At 54.2% G+C, this 20,788-nt stretch carries 20 protein-coding genes and 1 pseudogene; 9 read left to right on the forward strand and 12 right to left on the reverse strand.

Going from position 1 to position 20,788, the window contains the following annotated elements:
- Positions 1–4: 4 nt before the first annotated feature.
- The 9 genes and pseudogenes from C5687_RS05295 to C5687_RS05335 all read right to left on the reverse strand — a co-directional run bounded on the left by C5687_RS05295 (position 5) and on the right by C5687_RS05335 (position 9,598).
- Positions 5–466, reverse strand: coding sequence for a PAAR domain-containing protein (locus C5687_RS05295; protein WP_072438991.1), 462 nt, complete (start codon positions 464–466; stop codon positions 5–7).
- A gap of 213 nt (positions 467–679) precedes the next feature.
- Positions 680–1,020, reverse strand: a pseudogene (locus C5687_RS05300) (IS3 family transposase); the annotation flags it as partial.
- The gene (locus tag C5687_RS05305) at positions 981–1,307 is read right to left on the reverse strand and encodes an NIPSNAP family protein (RefSeq protein WP_047959854.1); all 327 of its coding nucleotides are present in this window, start codon (positions 1,305–1,307) and stop codon (positions 981–983) included. The pseudogene C5687_RS05300 and the gene C5687_RS05305, both read right to left, overlap by 40 nt.
- Positions 1,308–1,937: 630 nt before the next feature.
- Entirely contained in the window at positions 1,938–2,750 is an 813-nt protein-coding gene (locus tag C5687_RS05310; protein ID WP_104556537.1) for a LecA/PA-IL family lectin, read from the reverse strand.
- 357 nt (positions 2,751–3,107) lie between these two features.
- The gene (locus C5687_RS05315) at positions 3,108–4,178 is read right to left on the reverse strand and encodes an ABC transporter ATP-binding protein (RefSeq protein ID WP_104556538.1); all 1,071 of its coding nucleotides are present in this window, start codon (positions 4,176–4,178) and stop codon (positions 3,108–3,110) included.
- Positions 4,171–5,940: an ABC transporter permease gene (locus tag C5687_RS05320; RefSeq protein ID WP_025757776.1), complete on the reverse strand. Its 1,770-nt coding sequence runs from the start codon at positions 5,938–5,940 to the stop codon at positions 4,171–4,173. Before C5687_RS05320 ends, C5687_RS05315 begins: the two co-directional genes overlap by 8 nt.
- Positions 5,941–6,021: 81 nt before the next feature.
- Positions 6,022–7,110 (reverse strand): ABC transporter substrate-binding protein, encoded by a 1,089-nt coding sequence (locus C5687_RS05325; protein ID WP_045285838.1) that lies wholly within the window; start codon positions 7,108–7,110, stop codon positions 6,022–6,024.
- A 168-nt stretch (positions 7,111–7,278) separates the two neighbouring features.
- A complete protein-coding gene (locus C5687_RS05330) occupies positions 7,279–7,974 on the reverse strand; it encodes a response regulator (RefSeq protein WP_104556539.1) in 696 nt (231 codons plus the stop codon).
- Positions 7,958–9,598 (reverse strand): ATP-binding protein, encoded by a 1,641-nt coding sequence (locus C5687_RS05335; RefSeq protein ID WP_104556540.1) that lies wholly within the window; start codon positions 9,596–9,598, stop codon positions 7,958–7,960. The genes C5687_RS05330 and C5687_RS05335 overlap by 17 nt, the downstream gene beginning before the upstream one ends.
- Before the next feature lie 176 nt (positions 9,599–9,774).
- On the opposite strand from C5687_RS05335, the gene yjdI reads away from it, so the two are divergent.
- Both yjdI and C5687_RS05345 read left to right on the forward strand, forming a co-directional pair.
- Positions 9,775–10,005 carry a 4Fe-4S mono-cluster protein YjdI gene (gene yjdI / locus C5687_RS05340; protein WP_014071635.1) on the forward strand — a complete coding sequence of 77 codons (231 nt, stop codon included), beginning with the start codon at positions 9,775–9,777 and terminating at the stop codon, positions 10,003–10,005.
- Positions 10,006–10,015: 10 nt separating this feature from the next.
- Entirely contained in the window at positions 10,016–10,288 is a 273-nt protein-coding gene (locus C5687_RS05345; RefSeq protein ID WP_008499687.1) for a GNAT family N-acetyltransferase, read from the forward strand.
- Between the two features lie 168 nt (positions 10,289–10,456).
- On the opposite strand, the gene C5687_RS05350 is transcribed toward C5687_RS05345, so the two are convergent.
- Positions 10,457–11,068: a LysE family translocator gene (locus tag C5687_RS05350; protein ID WP_025757782.1), complete on the reverse strand. Its 612-nt coding sequence runs from the start codon at positions 11,066–11,068 to the stop codon at positions 10,457–10,459.
- Between the two features lie 116 nt (positions 11,069–11,184).
- Here C5687_RS05350 and C5687_RS05355 point away from each other — a divergent pair, with 116 nt between their 5' ends.
- Complete coding sequence (locus C5687_RS05355; protein ID WP_021242030.1) at positions 11,185–11,637, forward strand: Lrp/AsnC family transcriptional regulator; 453 nt, start codon at positions 11,185–11,187, stop codon at positions 11,635–11,637.
- 55 nt (positions 11,638–11,692) lie between these two features.
- Here C5687_RS05355 and C5687_RS05360 read toward each other — a convergent pair whose 3' ends face one another.
- Together C5687_RS05360 and C5687_RS05365 are read right to left on the reverse strand one after the other, a co-directional pair.
- Entirely contained in the window at positions 11,693–12,922 is a 1,230-nt protein-coding gene (locus C5687_RS05360) for an amino acid permease (RefSeq protein WP_047959409.1), read from the reverse strand.
- Between the two features lie 119 nt (positions 12,923–13,041).
- Positions 13,042–13,503 (reverse strand): multidrug/biocide efflux PACE transporter, encoded by a 462-nt coding sequence (locus C5687_RS05365; protein ID WP_059384962.1) that lies wholly within the window; start codon positions 13,501–13,503, stop codon positions 13,042–13,044.
- 105 nt (positions 13,504–13,608) lie between these two features.
- Between C5687_RS05365 and C5687_RS05370 the strand changes: the two genes are divergently transcribed.
- From C5687_RS05370 to wzz(fepE), 6 genes are all read left to right on the forward strand, one after another.
- A complete protein-coding gene (locus tag C5687_RS05370; RefSeq protein ID WP_047959407.1) occupies positions 13,609–14,475 on the forward strand; it encodes a LysR family transcriptional regulator in 867 nt (288 codons plus the stop codon).
- Positions 14,476–14,568: 93 nt separating this feature from the next.
- Entirely contained in the window at positions 14,569–15,747 is a 1,179-nt protein-coding gene (locus C5687_RS05375) for an acetyl-CoA C-acetyltransferase (RefSeq protein WP_025757788.1), read from the forward strand.
- Between the two features lie 237 nt (positions 15,748–15,984).
- Positions 15,985–16,821 carry a 5-dehydro-4-deoxy-D-glucuronate isomerase gene (gene kduI, locus C5687_RS05380; protein ID WP_104556541.1) on the forward strand — a complete coding sequence of 279 codons (837 nt, stop codon included), beginning with the start codon at positions 15,985–15,987 and terminating at the stop codon, positions 16,819–16,821.
- Positions 16,822–16,884: 63 nt separating this feature from the next.
- Positions 16,885–17,646 carry a 2-dehydro-3-deoxy-D-gluconate 5-dehydrogenase KduD gene (gene kduD, locus C5687_RS05385; RefSeq protein ID WP_104556542.1) on the forward strand — a complete coding sequence of 254 codons (762 nt, stop codon included), beginning with the start codon at positions 16,885–16,887 and terminating at the stop codon, positions 17,644–17,646.
- Positions 17,647–17,956: 310 nt separating this feature from the next.
- Entirely contained in the window at positions 17,957–19,372 is a 1,416-nt protein-coding gene (araE, locus tag C5687_RS05390) for an arabinose-proton symporter AraE (protein ID WP_025757791.1), read from the forward strand.
- 210 nt (positions 19,373–19,582) lie between these two features.
- Entirely contained in the window at positions 19,583–20,707 is a 1,125-nt protein-coding gene (gene wzz(fepE) / locus C5687_RS05395) for an LPS O-antigen length regulator Wzz(fepE) (protein WP_025757793.1), read from the forward strand.
- The last annotated feature ends 81 nt before the right edge of the window (positions 20,708–20,788 follow it).

Genomic DNA, 20,788 nt, shown 5'->3' on the forward strand with positions numbered 1-20,788 from the left:
CGCCTTATTTCAGAAAGTTTTCTGGCAACGATTCCCCTGCTCGGACTACTCTTCTTCCGGCATTCTGTGGGCTACTGATAATTTCGTCGCCGTTGTCGAGCAAGCTACCGACAAGAGCGGCGGAGTCACCAGAGGTATTGCCTACTCCAGTGCTGATTTTCGCGGTGGTTCCATCTGGATAACGAACTTCATCACCCACAAGAGATACATTTAGGCGTGTTCCGTCTTCAATTTCGATCTGTTGCCCGTTGTATTCACTGATAACCGTTCCCCCGTTGCGGGTTAAGCTACCCTCTGTAGCAATCAGATAAGCGGCTGTAACTGGGTGAGCGAGGTTGTAGGCGTTTCTTTCAGCGATCAGATTACGGGCTTCTTCGTTCATTTCCGCGAGCTGTTCAGCTGTGAATGGTGACTGGTCAAATGCTGCCAGCATTTCGGCGGTGAGTTCATTGGTGTATTGCTTCATAAGTCCCTCTACTTGCTATGGAAATAATTTCAGTGGCTATTTTACAAGCAATGACCACATGAACAACAAGTATTAGACTTAAGCAAAATTATGTTTCGTAACAACCAGTAAAGGGGGTTACTCCTCCTCAAAGGTTATTGTGTAGCGGCATTGCTGCGACGGTCTGATCGTCACTATCTCCGTATAATTGGCGTTGCTGTATTGTAAGGGGCAACTAATACTGGCCACCGCGTTAGAGTTTTTCCAGTATCGGTTTTCCGATTTGTTGGGGGAGGAGCTACCGTTATATTCATGCGGTCTAAGCGAACTGTAATACACGACGATATAGCCTGTGATCACATGAGCTGCTTCGCTAAAGTCACCGGCTCCCATTCATTCTTCAGGCTCCGGAAGAGGCGTTCCATTGGGCTGTTATCCCAGCTGTTTCCACGCCGGCTCATACTTTGCCTGAGCCGGTAACGTCACAGTAACTGCTGGTACTGCAGGCTCGTATAATGACTGTCCTGATCTACGATTACCCCCTCAGCCCTTCCACGCTTTCTGATGGCAGATTCATCACTGTTTTAATGCTGGTTTCGATGCTACGAATAATGTCTTCACGTGGACCGTTACGCCAGTCAGCACTTGCGTAAAAAGTTTCAAGAACCGTAGCCATGCTTTCAGCACTATCAAAGGCGCGGATAAGGTAGTAGCAATCCGGGTCATGCAGCGAGTTACCAAACGCAACAACATCGATCTTGTGGCGTTGGTGAAGGGGTACACTGATTTCCTGCATGATGGCGTGAAAAGCTGCTCCGGTGCCTTTGTGCAGTGTGTATTGCAGTATCTCAACCGTTCTCAAAGTATCATCTCCGTTGGTTGCCACTCGGCAGTTCCTTGTTAATAGAGATTAAAGTAAACGGAATTGATCCGCGAGACCACAAGTAATCAAACGGCTTTCCGTAAGCAAAGCAGCAATATGTGACTCAAACACGTAGTAAAGCGCTATGCCGCGTTTTTATCATGGGCAGGGTCAGTCCAGGACAGGTCTTGTATCGTTTATTGATAGCGCGGCAGTACAATTGCGTTGCCTTTTAATTAAACAGGGAAGTGCTTTGCTCAATTGCAGGTAGTGACTCTTTCATGGTGTGCTTTTTCAGGCACCACGCTCTTTTTATTAAAGGAATACGCTTTTTCAAACGCAGGTTCGCAACCAGGAATCCCCCATTGGTGTTTATTAGGCATGAAGTATGTTACTTCCGCTCAGGTACCCTGACCAGGATTCGGTAAGCGTCTTGCTTACGGATGGCGTTAATCGAGACGTGTCTTGTTTCAACGCGCTGGCGATCCTGAGAAGATAGACAACATAACAAAGAGTAATGCCGTGTGTGTTTATTGCCTGTTGGTGTAGCGCATATCTCATCATATGCGCTACACAATTTTTTACGGCTCACCAGCATCTCGCTGAACAGAAAACTGATATTTCAGGAGATTAACCCTTAATTTTTAGTTCCTTGATGCGGAAATCATTCCCCATACTGGCTGCAACATGGCTGACTACCTCGAGTTCAGCTTTACTGCCTGTGGCTTTGAATTTACCACTCAGGGTTATCCATTCGTTCGCTTGCTTCAGTTCTAACGGTGTGGAAATATCTTTGCCGTCAGCACGGAGAGAAATTTTTGGCGCTTCATATTTTCCAATAATGCGCGCAGCTTTCACCGTCCAGGTATATTCATGCCCGGCAGTAAGACCTGCCAGCGTCTTTTTGAGGATCACGCCGGCGTGGTTTTTGTTGGCATTGGTAATGAACTCGACGGCGCGGGTGCTGGCATCAACCAGGTAAAGATCGTGCCCGGCCGGTCCCGCCTGCCAGCTATTCCAGTTATCACGTTCGAAGTTGGTTAAATCTTCAAACGGTGCTGCCGTCGCGGCCGAAATATCCGCCTCGCGATAAACTTCAACGCTGAATTCACCCGAATTATCTTTGTACTGGTCTTTACCGTCGGCAAAAATCAGCGTCAGAGTGCCTTCAGCTGGAACTGACCAGCGATATTTATGGTTGCCAACTGGCCAGGCATCCTTACCGATCCGTGCCTGAAGCGAAGGATTACGTACCGTCAGCGTTTCACCCTCTCTGGGAATGCGTCCCTGAGGGGCGGTCAGTGCAAACGTTTCAATCCCATTCCGGGCCCAACCACTGGCCAGAATGGTAATTATCTCTCCCGCTTTGAGGAATATCTCTGTGTTTGTTCCTTCGGCATTTTTAGCGTCAACTTTTCCTGACCAGATTAAATTTTCGCTCATGTCTTACTCCTGTGACATCGTGGTGCGTCAATACACCTTTTCAAATATCCATACAAAAAGAGTGAATTTAAAACTCTTCGGTTATTTGCCTGATAAGGTTAGTGAATAGTTCATGATATTATCGTATTCACTTCTTGCTTCTTATCGGCTCGAATGAGAATAGTCAGGGGGGATCTATATTTCAAAAGTCTGAATCATTTATGCCGGGTTGCATTTTTATAATTCATTAAAAAGTAAAAGCTATTTTTCATGACATTAAGAATAATCTGAGCTTAGAGAGTAAAAAAGAACGCTGCCCTTTTGTTTTTCCATTCCTGTTTCTGCACATAAAAAAGGCTGCATTGCGCAGCCTTTTTATTAGTTTTTAGGAAACACCCACACATGCCTCTCCGGCAGCGAAAGATGGCAGTGCTGCGGATCCCGAACCTCATGCCCGTACGCGCGGATCACAAAGTCATCCCCCGCCGTACGGAACAGGTACTCCCAGCGGTCGCCGAGATACATGCTGGTGAGCAGCGGCAGCTCAAGCTGGTTTTCCCCTGGCCCCTCGACCACCGCGACGCGCTCGACGCGGATCACCGCTGTGGCTTCATCACCGCTCTGCACCCCTTCACCGGCCTGGCCCCACAGCACCCAACCTTTCCCCTCGATGCGCGCTTTGCCGTCGCGCACTTCAGTGACCTTACCGTGCAGGCGATTGTTGCTGCCCATAAACTCGGCGGTAAACAGCGTTTTCGGCGAGCCGTACATTTCCTGTGGCGTGCCTTGCTGTTCGATCTTTCCGTTGTTCAGCAGAAGGATGCGATCGGAAATGGACATCGCTTCATTCTGGTCGTGCGTCACCATCAGCGCCGATAGCCCGAGCTTGATAATCAGCTCGCGCAGGAACACGCGGGCCTCTTCGCGCAGCTTGGCGTCGAGGTTGGAAAGCGGCTCGTCCAGCAAAATCACCGGCGGGTTGTAGACCAGCGCACGGCCAATCGCCACACGCTGCTGCTGCCCACCGGAGAGCTGGTGCGGGTGACGTTTGCCAAGATGGCCCAGACCAAGCTGGTCCAGCACGTCCTGCACGCGCTGCTGGATCTCTTTGGCCGGAACTTTGCGCAGCTTGAGCGGATAGGCCACGTTCTCAAACACGGTTTTGTGCGGCCACAGGGCGTAGGACTGGAACACCAGCCCCAGATTACGCTCTTCCGCCGGGACCTCACTGCGCGGCGTGCCGTCGTAAACTTTATTTTTACCAATCACAATCGAGCCCTGGGTCGGCTTTTCCAGACCCGCGACGGCACGCAGCAGGGTGGTTTTGCCGCTGCCGGATGGGCCCAGCAGAGAGACCACTTCGCCGCGCTTCAGGTTCATGGAGACACCTTTTAAAACAGGATTGTCGCCGTAGGTTAAGTGCAGATCGTCAACCGCTAATTCAATCATGTATTTTCACTCCGAAACGAAGGGCAATGCCCAGACCTACCACGACCAGCAGGATGTTAATGAAAGAGAGCGCCGCCACGATATCAATGGCGCCTGCGGCCCAGAGGGAAACCAGCATCGAGCCGATGGTCTCCGTGCCGGGTGACAGCAGGTACACACCCGTTGAGTATTCGCGTTCAAAGATCAGGAACATCAGCAGCCACGAACCGATAAGACCGTAACGGGAGAGCGGGATGGTGACGTGGCGGGTGATCTGCCCGCGCGTCGCCCCGGTGCTGCGCGCTGCCTCTTCAAGCTCCGGCCCCACCTGCAGCAGCGTGGAAGAGATGAGCCTCAGCCCGTAGGCCATCCACACCACGGTATAGGCCAGCCAGACGCTGAAAATGGTGCTGCGAAGGGAACGCAGCCAGACGATGACGTTTTCACGCATCCAGTCAGTCCAGGCAAAACCGGAAAGCCAGCCGGATTTCAGCGAGTTATCGAGCCACATCGGCAGGAACAGGAACACCCACAGGAAGGCCAGGCCCGCCAGCAGGCCGGGCACCGCGCGCGGTACCAGCACGCTGTAATCGAGGAAACGCGTGGTGTTGTCCGGCTTACGGTGCATCGCAATACCGACAAACAGATAGCAGACTACCGCCAGCGCACCGCCAATCACCCCGATCGCCATGGAGTTGATAATGGCGCGCAGCAGGTTGGGCTGCGCCCAGATGGTGCGGAAGGTATTCAGGGAAAGCTCATCCCACAGCGAAACGCCCACGCCCCAGTTGGAGATAAACGCGCGCAATACCACGCCGAGCAGCGGAACACCGATGGTGACGGTAAGCCAGAAGGCAATCACCGCGCCGGCCACCCAGCGCCATTTGCCCAGCGGTAACGCGCGGGCCTGCGAGGCCTTCCCCTTCATGGTGACGAAGCGGTTGGCGGTACGCATCAGGCGTCGCTGGAGCATCACCAGCGGGATGGTGATACAGATCAGCACCACGGCAACCGCTGCCATCAGGTTATAGGAGGGGGTACCCATCTTGTTCGTCAGCTTGTAGAGATAGGTCGCCAGCACCATGTTGCCTTCCGGGTCGCCGAGGACCAGCATCAGGCCGAACACTTCCAGCCCGAGGAAGAACAGCAGCACGGTGGCGTACAGCACTGACGGGCGCACCATCGGCAGGCTGACGGAGGTCATTACCTGCCAGGGAGATGCGCCCGCGGTGCGCGCGGCCTCTTCCACATCGGAGCCCACGCTGCGCAGCGCTGACGAGATATACAGATAGGCGTGCGGGACGTGCGTCAGGCCGGCAATGACCACAATGCTCGACATGTCGTAGATGTTCCACGGCACAAAGCCAATCAGCGCTTCAGCCCACTGGGAGAGAAAGCCCACCGGACCGGCGGCCACCACGTAGCCAAAGCCCAGAACCATCGGTGAAACGAAAATCGGGACCAGGATCAGCGGCTCAATCAACCGGCGACCGGGCAGGTCGGTACGCACCATCAAAAAGGCCAGCACGCCGCCCAGCGGGATAGAGATAAACACCAGCCCGAAAGCCAGAATAAAGCCACTCTTCAGGGCTTTATAAAAATCAGGGTCAGTGAAAATAAAATCAAATGATTCAAAGCTCCACTCTTTTGACGGCGAAAAGAAGGGGGCGGACAGGAAGCTCTGTATCACGATAAACGACAGCGGCGTATAGATAACCAGAGCGGTTATCAGCACGACGATGCCGCGCGGCAGGCTTTGCCACTTTCTGCGTAATGTATTCATGGGGTATCCCTGGTATTGCAGCCCAGAAAAACGAACTCAGGTCGATAAGGGAGCGCGGCGGCTTGCGCCGCGCTCAGACGCTTATTTGCCGGCGGCGGTACGCCACTCTTTGATGTACTCCAGGCGTTTTTTCGGCTGCAGGTATTCCAGCAGCGTTTCATCAACCGGGATCGGCTTCAGCGCGTTGCCGAGGATTTTGGTCAGGCCGTCGATATCATTTTTCCCTTCGATATCGTTACGAATGGACGGAATGTCCGCCTGATTGGCCAGAATGCTTTGCCCTTTTTCAGAGAGCACGTAGTCGAGCCACAGTTTGGCCGCATTGCTGTTTTGCGACTGCTGGCTGATGAACGACACGCGCGACAGCACCAGGGTGTAATCCTTCGGATAGGCGATGCCGAGCGACGGATCGTTCTTCGCACGCGCTTCAGCATAGGATCCAAGGATATTAAAGCCGATCAGGTTTTCACCGGAGGAGACACGCTCCATCATGGTGCCGGTAGACGACTGCACCGATAAGCCCCCTTTGGCGACGTCGGCCAGGGTCTTAAAGTAGTTTGGATCGGCGTTGTGATCCTGCACCGAGAGCATAAAGCCCAGACCCGATTTTTCGATGTCATAGGTGGTGACTTTGTTCTTGAATTTGTCCGTCTGGCTGGCGATAAGCTTCGCCAGCGCGGCGTGCGAATCCGGCACGTCGCCCGCCGGGATCAGGCGCTTGTTGTAGATAAAGACCACCGGCTCATAGGTGGTGCCGTAGGCCTTATCTTTCCAGACCGCCCATTTCGGCAGTTGGCTCTGTTCCGGGGATTTGTACTCCATGGCGTAGTCGGTGGCGAGCTTCAGCCCGGTGTCCATCGAGGAGCTCCAGACCACGTCGCCGCTCACGCCGCCTGAAGCCTGTTCGCTGATGAAACGGTTGTACAACTCGGTGCTGTTCATGTCGTTGTATTCGACTTTGATGCCCGGGTAGGTTTGTTCGAAGCCCTGGATCAGCGGTCCGGCGGCTTTGATGTCGGTGGTGGAATAAATGACAACCTTGCCCTCTTTCGTGGCGGCATCGACCACTTTTTGATACTCAGCAGGATAGCCCTGCGGCAGGGCGGACAGTGCAGAAGCAGAGAACAGTACAGTAGCGGTAAGCAGAGAAATTCGGAACGTGTTCGACATTATAGTTAACCTTTTAGTTACATTTGAGGAACTAATTGTCAACATAGCGTATCGGGCTCTCCCCACAATAGGGGGGAGCGGATAATGATTCCGAAGTGTGATTGTCGCCGTCGTTTCAGCAATTAACACCATAAAATCCGCGAACGTTAGCCAACGAACGGTTGCGGATTACGGTTTGTCGGGAGCTTTGCGGTATAACCTGCGCGGATGACCAATATTGCCATACAGCATTTCGATGTTGATCAACCCGCTCTCCACGCAGTATTCAAGGTAGCGGCGCCCCGTGGTTTTACTGATCCCCACGTTTTCCACCACCTCTTCAACCGACATCGCACTGTCGGGATGGTCGGCGAACAGGCGTTTTATCCGCTCCAGCGTCTGAGGTTCAATGCCCTTCGTGGACGGCGCAGGTGAGGACTCCGCAGCCGGCAGGTTAAACAGGCGATCCAGCGCATGCTGGTCGACCACCTTCACCTGCTGCACGGTGTGGATGAAGCGCATAAACCGCTCCAGCGAAGCGTGCAGACGCTGGAAAAATACGGGCTTTATCAGGTAGTCAAACGCGCCGCTGCGCATGGCGTGGCTGCAGGTTTGCATATCGCTGGCGGCGGTGATGAAGATCACCGAGCATTCATAGCTTTTTAGCAGCGGGTTATCGATTAACTCCACCCCTTTACCGTCCGGAAGATAGTTATCCAGCAGGATAAGCCGCGGCTGATATTGACGGATCAGGCTGTGCGCCTGCTCAATCGACGCGGCGATGCCCACCACGCGCAAATGAAAATTCTGCTCAATATACTCGCGATGCAGCTCCGCCAGGTGCGGCTCATCTTCAACTATCACAACATCAAGTGGTCGGGTCATGCTGTTGTCCATTCGGAATAAACACAGAAAAAATCGTGCCCTGCGGCGTGTTATCGGCAATCTCAATACTGCCGCCCGCCTTATCGATATAGCCTGCCACCAGGAACAGGCCAATACCATGCTCGGTGCCCACAATGTCGTTTTCACGTTCCGGTTTGCTGCTGAACCCCTGGCGGAAAATATGCGGCTTCAGCGTATCGTCCACGCCGCAGCCTCTGTCGGCCACCTCGATCAGCAGCTCCTGGTTACGGTCAGAGATGTAGAGTTCTACCGGGGCGTGGACCTGTGCGTTGAGGGTCGCATCCACGGCGTTATCCAGTAGATTACCAATAATGGACATCAGCTCCGTTTCACTCAGCGCGGCAGGCATGCGGGTGAGCTGGCAGGCGGGATCAAACTGCAGTTCGATGCCTTTTTCGCGCGCGCTGACATATTTACCCAGCAGCAGCCCGCACAGCGCCGGGGAGACAAAACGGGCAGAGACAAAGTCCAGCACGCGCTGCGCGCCTTCTGACTGCACCTGGATGTAACGGATCGCCTCATCATAGTGTTTCATCTGCAGCAAGCCCACCAGCGTGGCGGTCCAGTTCAGCTGTTCGTGACGCATAATGCGCAGGTTATCCGCATAGCGTTTGATCTGACTAAGCTGGCTGCTGAGGGTGTTGATGTCGTTTTTGTCGCGAAAGCTATACACCCATCCACTTTCAACGCCGGGCTCGACCTCAATGGCGACGCGGTTGACGATCACCTCCCGCTGGTTCAGCACGGCAATCTGGTCGTGGCGGCCAGCGCTCACCGAGGCGTAACGCTGGGATAAAAAACCCGGAGATGTCTGCAGAACGTCTTCCAGCGGTTTGCCGATAAGGTCTTTCTCACTTTGACGAATATCCAGCATTTCGCGGGCGGCGCGGTTAATTAAAATCAGCTGCTTCTCTTCATTGACGGCAAATACCCCTTCATACATGGCTTCTAATAGCGCCCGCTGCTGCAAAACCAGCTGAGCGATATCTTTCGGCTCCAGCCGGAACATCTGTTTTTTTAAATTGCGGGTAAACAGCCAGGAGAACATAAACAGCAACAGCAGAAGCGCAACGCCGTATAACCCGGACTGCCACAAAATGCGGGCGTTAATGTTGGCAATATACGACGTCAGATAGCCAACGGAGACAATGCCAATCACCTGATGCCGGGCGTTGAAGATGGGCGCTTTGCTGCGCAGCGACACGCCAATCCCACCCTGACGCACGGAAATGATGGTTTTGCCCTTTAATACCTCCGCGTTATCCCCACCGATCATCGGTAAATTAATGCGCTCCGGAGATTCCGAATGGTAGAGGTGCTGCTCGCGGGTATCGCCAATCACAATATAGCTGGCATCGCTTTCGGCACGCAGCGGCTGAATCAGCCGGGCGATGCCCGGAATATCTCTGGTGGCCACCTTGTCTGCCAGACCCGGCATCAGCGCAATCTGGCTGGCCTGAACCCGGGCGCGCTGGCCGAGATCGTGATGAAGCTGTCGGTCAATAAAATGAAACAGGATGGTTCCCAGCAGAACTAACAGCAGGCAGGAGAAGCACACCAGCGCTAAAAACAGCTTTACCTGAAAAGAGAGTCTGCGTTTCATTCAACCTGCGAAAGTGTTGTAAAAGTGACATTTGCCGAGCCTGACATGTGCAAATAGCGGACGCAATCTGGCGAGAAAAGAGTTGTGACCTGGCTTTTCGTTTTCGGCGTTATAGCCACAAGGATCCCGTCAGGCTATTCTTCATTCAGCACGATAATAATTACAGAGGCAATGTCATGGATAAAGAACTACTGGATGCGGGCTACCGGGCCTATACCGGCGAGAAAATTGACGTCTACTTCAACACCGGGATCTGCAAACACTCCGGTAACTGCGTGCGTGGGAGCGCAAAGCTGTTTAATCTGAAACGTAAGCCGTGGATCATTCCCGATGAAGTGGACGTTGAAACGGTTATACGCGTGATTGATACCTGCCCGAGCGGTGCGCTGAAGTATCGCCAGAAATAAGCGAGGAACCATGGATATTCTTGAAGGCCATAACAAGTTTTACGTGAACGATGCGAACGGCAATCAGGTCGCAGAGATTGTCTTCGTGCCGACCGGCGAGCACCTGAGCATTATCGAGCATACCGATGTGGATGAGAGCCTGAAAGGGCAGGGCGTCGGTAAACAGCTGGTGGCGAAAGTGGTGGAGAAGATGCGCGGTGAGAACCGCAAAATTATTCCGCTGTGTCCGTTCGCGAAACATGAGTTTGATAAAACGCGGGAATATGACGATATTCGGGCGTAAATAACACCGGCGATGGCTGGTGTTATTTCAGACTGCTGACAACGTGCGATTCGTGAGTTTCGCCCGGCGGCGCTACGCTTGCACGGGCCTACAATGAATTGTGCAATTAATTGATATCGTTGTAAATGTAGGCCGGGTAAGCGCAGCGCCACCCGGCAAAAAAGACAGTTATCTCACCTGCTCAAACAGCAATACCAGCGCTATCAGCACCATCAACCCTCCCGATGCCCTGCTCACCAGACGCGCCGCCTGTGGCCGGGTCGCCAGTACCGCTTTCGAACCATACCCCACCAGCAGGTAGACCAGGGTACAGGTGATAAGATGCATCATCCCAAGCGCAGACATCTGCATCGCTATCGACCAGCTTCCTGTTGGGTCTGTAAATTGCGGAAGCAGGGCCAGGAATAGCAAAAAAACCTTCGGGTTTAGGCCGCTAATGCAGAGTCCTTTCACCGCCCACTGCGTCCAGTTACCCGCATGTTGGGTGGCCTTTTCCGGTGCGGCAGGGTGACGCCATAACGTTATGCCAAGCCACAGCAGATACAGGGCTCCCGCCACGGTCAGCCCGGCTAACGCCAGCGGATGTTGAGCAATCAATACCCCCACGCCAGCCACCACAACCAATGTGGCTAGCAGATGCCCGGACATAAGCCCCATCACCGCCGGGACCACGCGGCGGCCGTTGATCCCGGCGCTGATAGCGTAGGCCCAGTCGGCCCCCGGGGTCATGATGAGCAGAAAAGAAACCACCCAAAAGCCGGCCACAATACTCATTTCCATTGTCCTGAAATACTCCCGCAGTGCGTTATACGTTGCGAAAAAGAATATCGCTAACACTGCGAAATAGGCTTTCAATGTTATGCTCATAACACGGTGAAATTGAGAAAATCTTCCATATGGATAGCATTGATCGAAAAATTCTTGCTGAGCTGCAGTCTGACGGCCGCCTGTCGCTTACCGAACTGGCTGAGCGGGTTAATCTGAGCCTCTCGCCGTGCCATCGTCGCGTGCGGGCGCTGGAGCAAAGCGGGGCTATAACGGGATACCGTGCCAGCCTCGACCCCGCCAAAATGGGATTTAATTTCCTGGCGATAGTGTTCGCGACGCTGAAAGAGGGTGACCGCAAGGCGGTCAGTGCGTTTGAAGAGGCGGTGGAGGAGATCCCGCAGATCGTGCTGGCCCAGCGCTTATTTGGCGATCCTGATTATCTGATGCACGTCGTGACCCGCGACCTTTCCGCTTTCCAGAAGCTCTACGACGAGAAGCTCTCCGCCATGCCCGGCGTGCAGCATCTTCGCTCAACGCTTGTCATGAAAACGGTGGTGCAGGACAGGCCTTTTCCGCTGTAAGCAGCAGGCCGGGACTGAATGGCCTGCCCGGCATCGCGCCGGGCAGGAAAGGGGATTAGCCCACAAACATCACCGACACGCACAGCACGCCGACGATAAGCGTCAGCAGGTTGCCAATGGAACGGTACTGTTTCAGGGAGGGGATCAGATACGTCGACAGCGTCGGCATGATAAACAGGATCATGGCGATTAGCGGGCCGCTGATGGCGTAAATCATCGAAATGGCGTTCGGGTTAATGCAGCAGACGGCAAAGGTGATGAACGACACCCCCATAATAGAAACTGCGCGGTTAAAGGCGCGGCTCTTTTTCACACCCACCTGGTTGAGCGACGACCTCACGATCTCCGTCGCCCCTTCAATCACCCCAAAATAGGTGCCGAGGAACGATTTCGACATCGCAATAATCGCCACAATAATCCCGGAAATACCGAGCCATGCCGGTGACGACGGCATCATCGACAGCGCTGACAGGATAGTCACCCCTTGCGCTTTGGCGGTCACAATATACGACGGCGGGATAGAGAGCAGGCAGCTGAAGACAAAGAACAGCACGCTCAGGCAGATAATCAGATATGCCACCTTCATGATCTTCTTGCATTTATCCATCGCGCCATCGGCAAACTTCTCGCGACGGTCAACGGCAAACGTCGAGATAATCGGGGTATGGCTGAACGCAAACACCATCACCGGAATCGAAATCCATACCTGATGCAGCGTATGGCGATCGACGGTCATCTGGCTGGTCAGCAGCGAGGGCTGCCAGCTGCCAATCAGATAGAGCGAGACAAACAGGAAATAGGCAATCAGCGGAAACACGAGGAAGCCCATCACTTTTATCGTGATATGCCGTCCCATCAGGAAGATCAGATTAAGCACCAGTACCACGCCCAGGCTGACCAGCACGCGAACGGTGGTGTCTACCGTCAGGTGTTTCGCCAGCTGTTCCGTCAGCGAGTTGGTGATGGCCACCGCATAAATCTGCACCACCACAAAGAAGGCGATGAAATAGAGCGTGGTGATCAGATTGCCAATCTTCCTGCCGTAGTAGTGCGAGACGGCGCCGGTGATCCCTTCATTGCCCTTTGTTTTTGACGACAGGATAAATTGCGCCAGCGCCCGGTGCGGCCAGTAGGTTAAGGGGTAGGCCACGAGGGCGGTAATAAACAGGACAATAGCGCCTGCGGAGCCCAGCTGAATGGGCAGGAACAGCGTTCCTGCGCCCACGGCCGTGCCGTAGAGAGCGAAACTCCAGAGAGTCTCATCTTTTGACCAAATTTTCGACATTAGAGCAACGTATCAACTATCAAACCATCGGAATGGAGTGCAATTTACCATAGTTATGCATGGAGAGCGCAGTTGCTTCGAAGTGGTCAGGCCGGAACGGACGTCCGGCCAGAGGAGGTTTAGCCTGCCAGGGCGCGTCGCTGCTGGCGGCGCTTAAGAAATTTTTCGCGAAGGCAATCGTACGCCCAGTTATAGAACAGGGTATACGGCAGGAAGAACAGGAAGAAACCTATTTCCAGTGTGAATGCCTGAAGCAGCGTGACCCCCAGCACGGCGGCGACTATCGACACGCCAATCACAATAAACCCGCATTCGAAGCCCAGCGCATGAAGCGTACGCACTTTTGCCGTACGTGTTACACGCTGAACCGGCCAGAAACGGTCGAAGCCGACGTTATAGATAATGTTCCAGAGCATAGCCGTGGTGGCCAGAATAATGGTCAACCCACCCATCTCCACCACGGAACGCTGCATAAGCCAGGCTGCGGTGGGGGCGAGGATCGCCGTCGCGATCCCTTCGAAACAGACAGCATGAAAGATCCGCTCCGGCAGTTTACGTTGGAGTGCATCCTGATGTTGCATAGTTATAGACCTCATTAATTCGCCGGTATGGGCGTTGATGCAGCCTATTTTTATCGCTAAAGCTGATATATTAAAGATAGTATCCATCGTAAAAGTAGATAGGTTATGCGCTATTCACCTGAAGCCCTTACCGCCTTTGTCGAGACCGTTGCGGCGGGCTCTTTTTCGGCGGCCGCTCGCCGGCTGCGTAAAAGCCAGTCGACGATCAGCACGTCCATTGCCAATCTTGAAGCCGATCTGGGATTCGAGCTGTTTGACCGCTCGGCGCGCCAGCCGGTGTTAACGGCCCAGGGTGAACAGGTGCTGGGCTATGTGCAGGCCATTCTCGCCGCCAGCACGCGGCTGGACGAGCTGGCGGTGTCGCTAACGGCGCAAACCGAAGCGCGCCTGACGTTTGTCCTTTCGGATACTCTCAACCCGGACGTGCTGGAAGAGATGATGAAGCAGTTTGACGCCCGCTTTCCCCATACGGAATTCGAATGCCTGATTGGCGAGGAGGAGGACGTAATCGATCTGCTGCAAAAGGAGCGGGCTCAGGTGGGTCTGACGGAAGCCCGGGACAGCTACCCCACCGATATCGGCGCTACCCGCCTGCCGATGCAGACCCGGATGGCGATCTATGTTGCCACCACGCACCCGCTGGCGGGGCAGGATGACGTTCAGCATGACGAGCTGCACGGCTGGCGGGAGCTGCGGCTGAGCACCTATCTTGAACGCGAGGCTGAGATCGCCCGCGGGCCCGTCTGGTCAGCACCAAATTACCTGTTACTCTTGAGTATGGCGGTACAGGGATTTGGCTGGTGCGTGTTGCCCTGCGCACTGGTGGATGAGTTTGCCGCCGCGAAATCCCTGGTACAGCTCAACGTACCAGGCTGGCCGCGGGCGATCGGCATCGATCTGCTGTGGAATAAACGATCCCCTCCCGGCGTGGCCGGACGCTGGCTGCGGCAGTATCTGCAGGATGCGCGCTGATCCTTGTGATTAAACTCACTATTTTTAAACAATTAAGATAATTGCCAGTAACAATCCTCTACTATCGTCATGTCATTTAACACAGAGGTCGTGATGAAAGATGTCGTAATAGTGGGTGCGTTGCGTACAGCTATCGGCTGTTTTCAGGGAGCGCTGGCGCGTCATTCGGCGGTTGACCTGGGGAGCGTGGTGGTGAAAGCGCTGGTGGAACGCAGCGGGATCGCAGCACATGAAGTGGACGAGGTAATCCTCGGTCAGGTGCTCACGGCCGGCGCCGGACAAAACCCTGCACGGCAGGCGGCGCTGAAAGGCGGACTGCCCAATACCGTCTCCGCCATTACCATCAACGACGTCTGTGGATCAGGATTAAAAGCGCTGCATCTCGCGACGCAGGCCATTCAGTGTGGTGAAGCGGATGTGGTTATTGCTGGCGGGCAAGAGAACATGAGCCGTGCGCCGCATGTACTGACCGACAGCCGTACCGGCGCACAGTTGGGCAATAGCCAGCTGCTCGACAGCCTGGTGCATGACGGGCTGTGGGATGCCTTTAATGATTACCATATGGGCGTGACGGCGGAAAACCTGGCGCGCGAGTACGGCATCAGCCGTGAATTGCAGGATGCGTATGCGCTCAGCTCGCAGCAAAAAGCGCGCGCGGCGATCGACTCCGGTCGTTTTCGCGACGAAATTGTGCCAGTCAGCACCCGGCGCCAGAATGGCGACGTTATCGTCGTGGATACCGATGAACAGCCGCGCACCGACGCCAGTGCCGAAGGCCTGGCGAGACTGAATCCTGCTTTTGAAACGCAGGGCTCCGTCACGGCGGGGAATGCCTCTTCCATTAACGACGGCGCAGCCGCCGTCATGATGATGAGCGAAAGCAAAGCCCTTGAGCTCGATCTCCCCGTGCTGGCCCGCATTAAAGCTTTCGCCAGCGTGGGGGTTGATCCTGCGTTAATGGGGATCGCGCCGGTCTATGCGACCCGTCGCTGTCTCGATCGCGCAGGGTGGCAGCTTTCTGACGTTGATCTGATTGAGGTGAACGAAGCTTTTGCCGCGCAGGCCATCTCGGTTGGCAAAATGCTGGAGTGGGATCCGCTGCGGGTTAACGTTAACGGTGGGGCGATCGCGCTGGGGCATCCTATCGGCGCCTCCGGGTGCCGGATCCTGGTTTCGCTGGTCCACGAAATGAAAAAGCGCAACGCCCGTAAAGGGATTGCCACCCTCTGTATCGGCGGTGGGCAAGGGGTGGCGCTGGCCATCGAACGCTAATCCTGTTTCATCGAATAAAACCTCCTGCGGGAGGTTTTTTTTATCCTGCTGCTTGTTGCCTGGCTACGTATCGTGATCCGGGCGTCATTTTCGTTATAAACAAAACAAAAAATGAAACGCTGTTTTAATTGTAATTGAAAAGCCCACTTTATGCCGATAGTATGTGCTCATGATGAAAAACGAAACGTTGTTTCGTTTATTTTCCGCCTTCGGGCATGACCACATCTGGAGGTTACCGTGGACGTCAGAGAAAGCATCCACAGTGCGCACGCCAAAATGCTGGATACAAAGGGGCTACGCAATGCGTTTTTAGTCGGGCAGGTGTTCGAGGCTGATAACTACACCATGGTTTACAGCCATATCGACCGCATTATTGTGGGCGGGATTATGCCCGTCACGCAAACCGTCTCCGTGGGCGGTGAGGTCGGTAAACAGCTGGGCGTAAGCTATTTTCTGGAGCGTCGCGAGCTGGGGGTCATTAACATCGGCGGGCCGGGCACCATCACCGTCGACGGCCAGTGCTATGAGATTGGCCATCGCGAGGCGCTGTACGTGGGGAAAGGGGCAAAAGAGGTGCTCTTTGCCAGCATCGACGGCAGCAAACCGGCGAAGTTTTACTATAACTGCGCGCCGGCACATTACACCTGTCCAACCAAAAAAGTGACTCCGGCGGATGTCGCCCCGGTAACGCTTGGCGACAACCTCACCAGCAACCGCCGCACCATCAATAAATACTTCGTTCCTGATGTGCTGGAGACCTGCCAGCTCAGCATGGGGTTGACCGAGCTGGCGCCGGGCAACCTGTGGAACACCATGCCGTGCCATACCCACGAGCGCCGGATGGAGGTCTACTTTTATTTCAATATGGAGGAGGACGCCTGCGTGTTCCATATGATGGGACAACCCCAGGAAACGCGCCATATCGTGATGCACAACGAGCAGGCGGTCATTTCACCGAGCTGGTCCATTCACTCCGGCGTCGGGACGAAAGCCTATACCTTTATCTGGGGAATGGTGGGTGAAAACCAGGTCTTTGATGATATGGACCATGTTGCGGTCAGCGATCTGCGCTAGTCGCGGGCAGTGAAGTATCAACCTGCCTGTGCGTGACAGGCTCTGAACGAGTAAGGAACAAACATGATTCTGGATGCATTCTCTCTGCAGGGTAAAGTGGCCGTGGTCTCCGGGTGTGACACCGGTCTGGGTCAGGGGATGGCGTTAGGGCTGGCGGAAGCGGGCTGCGATATCGTCGGGATTAATCTCGTTGAGCCGACGGATACCATCGAGCGCGTGACGGCCCTGGGCCGCCGTTTCCTGAGCCTGACCGCTGACCTGCGTAAAATTGACGCCATTCCTGAACTGCTGGCGCGCGCGGTGGCGGAATTCGGTCATATCGACATCCTGGTGAACAATGCCGGGCTGATTCGCCGCGAAGATGCGATTAACTTCAGCGAGCGCGACTGGGACGACGTGATGGATTTGAACATCAAGAGCGTATTTTTCATGTCCCAGGCGGCGGCAAAACATTTTATTGCGCAGGGGAAAGGCGGCAAGATCGTTAATATCGCCTCTATGCTCTCGTTCCAGGGCGGCATTCGCGTACCGTCATACACCGCGTCCAAAAGTGCCGTGATGGGTGTGACCCGCCTGCTGGCAAACGAATGGGCGAAGCATAATATCAATGTGAATGCGATTGCACCGGGTTACATGGCAACCAACAACACGCAGCAGCTGCGCGCCGACGAGCAGCGTAGCGCGGAAATTCTCGACCGCATTCCGGCGGGGCGCTGGGGGCTTCCGGGCGATCTGATGGGGCCGGTCGTGTTTCTGGCCTCGTCGGCGTCGGACTATATCAACGGCTACACCGTGGCGGTGGATGGCGGCTGGCTGGCGCGATAAGCCGCTTCTGGTAAACACCTCTGCCTTCGGGCGGAGGTTTTTTTTGCTCAAAAATTGTCAAAGTCCATATCGTTAAACACGAAAAATCCATACTAAAAAGTCATGAATGACCATCATCACACTTTTATTGCTGCAAAATTAAGGTATTAGTAAATGAATGCGATTATTGAGCATTAATTGAAATTGTAATGTCCATCACAGATCGCTATGTCGTAGCGAAATAATCCATATCTTCACCTTTTCCCACCTGACACTTTTTCTCGCTATCTCGTAATTTCACTTAACGCATTTACTGTTCAGGCAGGAAACTATGACATCAATAAATGACTCTACCCTTATGCCCGCTGCGCTGCGGGATACACGCCGCATGAACCAGTTTGTCTCTGTGGCCGCCGCCGTGGCGGGCTTATTATTCGGGCTGGATATCGGCGTGATTGCCGGCGCCTTACCGTTTATTACCGATCACTTTACCCTGAGCAGCCGTCTGCAGGAGTGGGTGGTGAGCAGCATGATGCTTGGCGCGGCTATCGGCGCGTTGTTCAACGGCTGGCTCTCGTTTCGTCTGGGGCGCAAATACAGCCTGATGGTCGGGGCGGTTCTGTTTGTCGCGGGTTCCATTGGCTCCGCATTTGCCACGCACGTGGAGGTGTTGCTGCTCTCCCGCGTGCTGCTGGGGGTGGCGGTGGGGATTGCCTCCTACACGGCCCCACTGTATCTCTCCGAAATGGCGAGTGAGAATGTCCGCGGGAAGATGATCAGCATGTACCAGCTGATGGTCACCCTGGGTATTGTGCTGGCGTTCCTCTCTGACACTTACTTCAGCTACAGCGGCAACTGGCGCGCAATGCTCGGCGTGCTGGCCTTACCGGCGCTGGTGCTGATCGTGCTGGTGATTTTCCTGCCAAACAGTCCGCGCTGGCTGGCGCAAAAAGGGCGCCACGTGGAGGCGGAAGAGGTGTTGCGTATGCTGCGCGACACCTCAGAAAAAGCGCGCGAAGAGCTCAATGAAATCCGCGAAAGCCTGAAGCTGAAGCAGGGAGGCTGGGCGCTGTTTAAGATCAACCGCAACGTGCGCCGCGCGGTCTTCCTCGGCATGCTGCTGCAGGCGATGCAGCAATTCACCGGCATGAACATCATCATGTACTACGCGCCACGCATTTTCAAAATGGCCGGGTTCACCACCACGGAACAGCAGATGATCGCCACCCTGGTGGTCGGGCTGACCTTTATGTTCGCCACCTTTATTGCCGTATTCACCGTGGATAAAGCCGGACGTAAACCGGCGTTGAAAATTGGCTTCAGCGTGATGGCGCTCGGTACGCTGATCCTCGGCTACTGCCTGATGCAGTTCGATAACGGCACCGCCTCAAGTGGCCTTTCCTGGCTTTCTGTCGGCATGACGATGATGTGTATTGCAGGATACGCGATGAGCGCCGCGCCCGTGGTCTGGATCCTGTGCTCCGAAATCCAGCCGCTCAAATGCCGTGACTTTGGCATCACCTGCTCGACGACCACCAACTGGGTGTCCAACATGATCATCGGCGCGACGTTCCTGACGCTGCTGGACGCCATTGGCGCCGCGGGAACGTTCTGGCTCTATACCGTGCTGAACGTGGTGTTTATCGGCGTCACGTTCTGGCTGATCCCGGAAACGAAAGGCGTAACGCTGGAACATATCGAGCGCAAGCTGATGGCAGGAGAGAAATTGCGCAATATCGGGGTGTGATCGTATTGCCTGTATAAACGCTTCAGACGATGCCGGAGTTGGAATGATTCTGCGTTATGACAATAATAACGTAATGAAACTCACTACCAACTCTGGCAGGGGGGGATAAATTAAGGGATTTGAGCTTAAGATAATTCTTAGGATAATGTATCATCCGACCACCGCTGTTATTTGCGCAAATTAAGCCGAATCCTAAAAAGAAAAATGCCTATGTCTGAGATGGATATCAAAAAAAGCACAGATCTTGATTTTCCCCGTTATGCCACCCCGGTTGTACACGCTAAAGAGATAGATCTTTTGGGCCTGGTTGAAGTGCTGCTGGCGGCGAAAAAACGCATTATCGCCGTGACGCTTGCTTTCACGCTGGTTGGCCTGGCCGTTTCATTTTTACTGCCGCAGAAATGGACCAGTAAAGCCGTGATCACGCAGGCAGAACAGTCGCAGTGGAACCCGTTGCGCCAGATGCTGGTTACGTTACAGGTCCTTGACGTGGATGCGAAAATTTCCCGCCCGGAAGTCTTTGATCTGTTTATTAAAAAGTTTCAGTCGCAGTCATTGCTCGAAGAGTACATGAAAACTTCTCCTTACGTGACGTCGCAGCTGGAAGGTACTGAGGTGGATGCGCTTGAGCTGCATCGTGCAATAGTCAATATCTCAGAACGAATGAAAGCGGTGAATGACACTCAGGTTAAAGATGCGGATAAAATGCCGTATGTCTCCTGGACATTGAGCTTCACGGCACCGACAGCAGGCGATGCGCAAACCGTGCTGGAAGGCTATATCAATTACATTACCGCGATTGTCGAAAAAGAGACGATTCAGAATATCCGTAGCCAGATAACCCTCAAAACGAAAGCCGTTGAGCAGCAGCTGGAACTGGACCGTGTTCGTCTGACCAATATTCATAATACCAACCTGCAGCGACTGAATTATTCGCTGGCCGTGGCGAATGCCGCGGGTATTAAGAAGCCGGTCTACAGTAACGGGCAGGCCGTAAAAGATGACCCGGATTACTCCGTTGCGCTCGGCGCTGACGGCATTGCGCAAAAACTGCAGATTGAAAAAAATCTAAAGGACGTGACCGAGCTGAATGCGGATTTCCAGAACCGGGAATACTACCTGGCACAGCTGAAAAAACTCTCCTTTGCCGACGTCAAACTTGAGCCCTTCAGGTACCAGCTTTCACCGTCCATGCCGGTGAAAAAAGATGGCCCGGGTAAGGCCCTGATTGTCCTTCTGTCGGCGATCCTGGGTGGGCTGTTTGCCTGCGGTAGCGTTTTACTGCGTGAGGCGATGCTCACCCGCAATCCTCTGCCAGAGCCGGTGACGGAATAACCTCTGCAGATTAAAAAGGCGCTGACTTCAGCGCCTTTTTTTATGGCTGCCGGTTGTGTTAAAAAGATCCTGGATAATAAG

The sequence above is a fragment of the Enterobacter sichuanensis genome, assembly GCF_002939185.1.
In the GTDB taxonomy this organism is placed as follows: domain Bacteria; phylum Pseudomonadota; class Gammaproteobacteria; order Enterobacterales; family Enterobacteriaceae; genus Enterobacter; species Enterobacter sichuanensis.

What these genes read in the sequence shown, in the direction of transcription:
- C5687_RS05295 (WP_072438991.1), bottom strand. Translation starts at nt 466, where the DNA reads ATGAAGCAATACACCAATGAACTCACCGCCGAAATGCTGGCAGCATTT.
- C5687_RS05310 (WP_104556537.1), bottom strand. Translation starts at nt 2,750, where the DNA reads ATGAGCGAAAATTTAATCTGGTCAGGAAAAGTTGACGCTAAAAATGCC.
- C5687_RS05315 (WP_104556538.1), bottom strand. Translation starts at nt 4,178, where the DNA reads ATGATTGAATTAGCGGTTGACGATCTGCACTTAACCTACGGCGACAAT.
- C5687_RS05320 (WP_025757776.1), bottom strand. Translation starts at nt 5,940, where the DNA reads ATGAATACATTACGCAGAAAGTGGCAAAGCCTGCCGCGCGGCATCGTC.
- C5687_RS05325 (WP_045285838.1), bottom strand. Translation starts at nt 7,110, where the DNA reads ATGTCGAACACGTTCCGAATTTCTCTGCTTACCGCTACTGTACTGTTC.
- C5687_RS05330 (WP_104556539.1), bottom strand. Translation starts at nt 7,974, where the DNA reads ATGACCCGACCACTTGATGTTGTGATAGTTGAAGATGAGCCGCACCTG.
- C5687_RS05335 (WP_104556540.1), bottom strand. Translation starts at nt 9,598, where the DNA reads ATGAAACGCAGACTCTCTTTTCAGGTAAAGCTGTTTTTAGCGCTGGTG.
- yjdI (WP_014071635.1), top strand. Translation starts at nt 9,775, where the DNA reads ATGGATAAAGAACTACTGGATGCGGGCTACCGGGCCTATACCGGCGAG.
- C5687_RS05345 (WP_008499687.1), top strand. Translation starts at nt 10,016, where the DNA reads ATGGATATTCTTGAAGGCCATAACAAGTTTTACGTGAACGATGCGAAC.
- C5687_RS05350 (WP_025757782.1), bottom strand. Translation starts at nt 11,068, where the DNA reads ATGGAAATGAGTATTGTGGCCGGCTTTTGGGTGGTTTCTTTTCTGCTC.
- C5687_RS05355 (WP_021242030.1), top strand. Translation starts at nt 11,185, where the DNA reads ATGGATAGCATTGATCGAAAAATTCTTGCTGAGCTGCAGTCTGACGGC.
- C5687_RS05360 (WP_047959409.1), bottom strand. Translation starts at nt 12,922, where the DNA reads ATGTCGAAAATTTGGTCAAAAGATGAGACTCTCTGGAGTTTCGCTCTC.
- C5687_RS05365 (WP_059384962.1), bottom strand. Translation starts at nt 13,503, where the DNA reads ATGCAACATCAGGATGCACTCCAACGTAAACTGCCGGAGCGGATCTTT.
- C5687_RS05370 (WP_047959407.1), top strand. Translation starts at nt 13,609, where the DNA reads ATGCGCTATTCACCTGAAGCCCTTACCGCCTTTGTCGAGACCGTTGCG.
- C5687_RS05375 (WP_025757788.1), top strand. Translation starts at nt 14,569, where the DNA reads ATGAAAGATGTCGTAATAGTGGGTGCGTTGCGTACAGCTATCGGCTGT.
- kduD (WP_104556542.1), top strand. Translation starts at nt 16,885, where the DNA reads ATGATTCTGGATGCATTCTCTCTGCAGGGTAAAGTGGCCGTGGTCTCC.
- araE (WP_025757791.1), top strand. Translation starts at nt 17,957, where the DNA reads ATGACATCAATAAATGACTCTACCCTTATGCCCGCTGCGCTGCGGGAT.